This is a genomic window from Ditibartonella apis, assembly GCF_001952075.1.
In the GTDB taxonomy this organism is placed as follows: domain Bacteria; phylum Pseudomonadota; class Alphaproteobacteria; order Rhizobiales; family Rhizobiaceae; genus Bartonella; species Bartonella apis.
In genome coordinates, this window is record NZ_LXYU01000011.1 from 1 (window position 1) to 1750 (window position 1750).

The window sequence follows — 1750 nt, forward strand, 5'->3', positions numbered from 1 at the left end:
AGTATCATGAGCTATGATACTACCCAGTATCAAAATTTAACGGTTTTTATTTTCAAAAAAAAACATTGCTTTTTCATTTTTTGAAAATAAACTTTCAAAATTACACCATGAATGACACTACCTAGTGTCAAAATTTAAGGTAAAAAAATGGGCGATTTGAAATTAGCCGTAACAACGAAAAAAGTAAGAAGAGCCACTTGGGTTCAGACTGAACGAGAAGTTCATGAAGCTTGGGCGGAATTAATTGGAAAATCTCCCAAAGCAGCCCAACTCATGCATATTTTAACGGCTCGAATGGGAGACAATAATGCCTTAGTTGTTAGCCTGCCCGTTTTAGCCAAGATTATGAAATGTTCTAGACCTACAGCAATCAGAGCTATTCAAGTTTTGAAAAGTGGTAATTGGATTGAATCTGTCCAAATAGGCGGTTCTGGAACAGTCAACGCTTACGTTATCAATGATCGTGTAGCATGGACGCAATCGCGGGAAAACTTACGTTACAGCCTGTTTTCTGCCACTGTAATTACATCCAGCGACGAACAACCAGATGAAAGTCTATTAGACAATCAAAAGCCATTACGCCAATTACCAAAGGTCGGAGAGCTTCAGGTTCCCTTCGGAGACGGCCTACCGCCGCCCAGTCAGCCAAGTCTTCCTGATCTAGAACCAGAATTGCCGGCATCTGGAGAGCAAACTGATCTCGAAGATTTTATAAAATGAAGCCAAAATTGCCGGCCTGATATAGCGGAGGAAGCAAATGGAAGATTTAGAAGAAATATTGGAGCATCTAGACAGCGATCAAACCGGTGACGAGATAAGAAAAGAAAACTTTTCCCTTGGTTTGCCTATCTATTACGCTGAATCCGGCAAAATTATTCAAGAAGATCCAGACGGCAAGAAATGGGTTGTCACAATGGACGAAAATAGAAAAATAACAAAAGTCCAGGCATGGAATTAATTGCGGCAGCAAACCGCCCCTGCAAGGTTATGTTGAGCGTTTACGCGAATAAACGTAGTATAGCGGGCCCGCTATACCTATCTTGCCGGTTAATGAAAAACAAAGCTCGTTAAAACATATTAAATCTCGTTCAAAATCATTAAACGAGCCTAAAAAACACTCTAAAATCGAAAAATTTAACGAAATTTGATGAGATTTAACGAGATTTACAAAAAAACCGCCATAAATGGCCATAAACGCAAAAAACTGAAAAACAGGTAGAAGATTAACCTGAACGGCCAAACCGTATTCCAGAGCCTTTTTAGAGCTAAGCAGGGAATTCCAAATCAGGGTGTTCGATCTGCTTTTGCTGGTTTTCATCATCCAAAGAAAAAAAGAACCAAAAAAAGAAAATCCAGATGGCAGATAGTTTTTGCACAGCACAGCCTTTCAGGTCGCTTACGCGAGTTTAACCACAGGCTCATTCTTCGCCTGATGGATAAACCTGGCTATGCAAAATTCTATTCGTTTTTTTATCGCTTTTGCTCGTTCCATTTTGCTCGGTCACTACAGCGCTTTTTGAGTAGCGCGTTCCCTCCCTTCATTGCACTTCGCAACGCTCTTTTTAGATCATTAGAGAGGCAAAAAACAGAACCCAATAAAATCAATGACTTACGGGGGGGGGTAGTATCATGAGCTATGATACTACCCAGTATCAAAATTTAACGGTTTTTATTTTCAAAAAAAAACATTGCTTTTTCATTTTTTGAAAATAAACTTTCAAAATTACACCATGAATGACACTACCTAGTG

At 39.4% G+C, this 1750-nt stretch carries 2 protein-coding genes; both read left to right on the forward strand.

The annotated features are described in order from the left end of the window. Nucleotides 1-147 precede the first annotated feature (147 nt). Nucleotides 148-720 (forward strand): helix-turn-helix domain-containing protein, encoded by a 573-nt coding sequence (locus PEB0122_RS11530; protein WP_075917263.1) that lies wholly within the window; start codon nt 148-150, stop codon nt 718-720. A gap of 37 nt (nt 721-757) precedes the next feature. Next, nucleotides 758-958: a hypothetical protein gene (locus tag PEB0122_RS11535; protein ID WP_075917264.1), complete on the forward strand. Its 201-nt coding sequence runs from the start codon at nt 758-760 to the stop codon at nt 956-958. Nucleotides 959-1750: the final 792 nt, after the last annotated feature.

What these genes read in the sequence shown, in the direction of transcription:
- PEB0122_RS11535 (WP_075917264.1), top strand. Translation starts at nt 758, where the DNA reads ATGGAAGATTTAGAAGAAATATTGGAGCATCTAGACAGCGATCAAACC.
- PEB0122_RS11530 (WP_075917263.1), top strand. Translation starts at nt 148, where the DNA reads ATGGGCGATTTGAAATTAGCCGTAACAACGAAAAAAGTAAGAAGAGCC.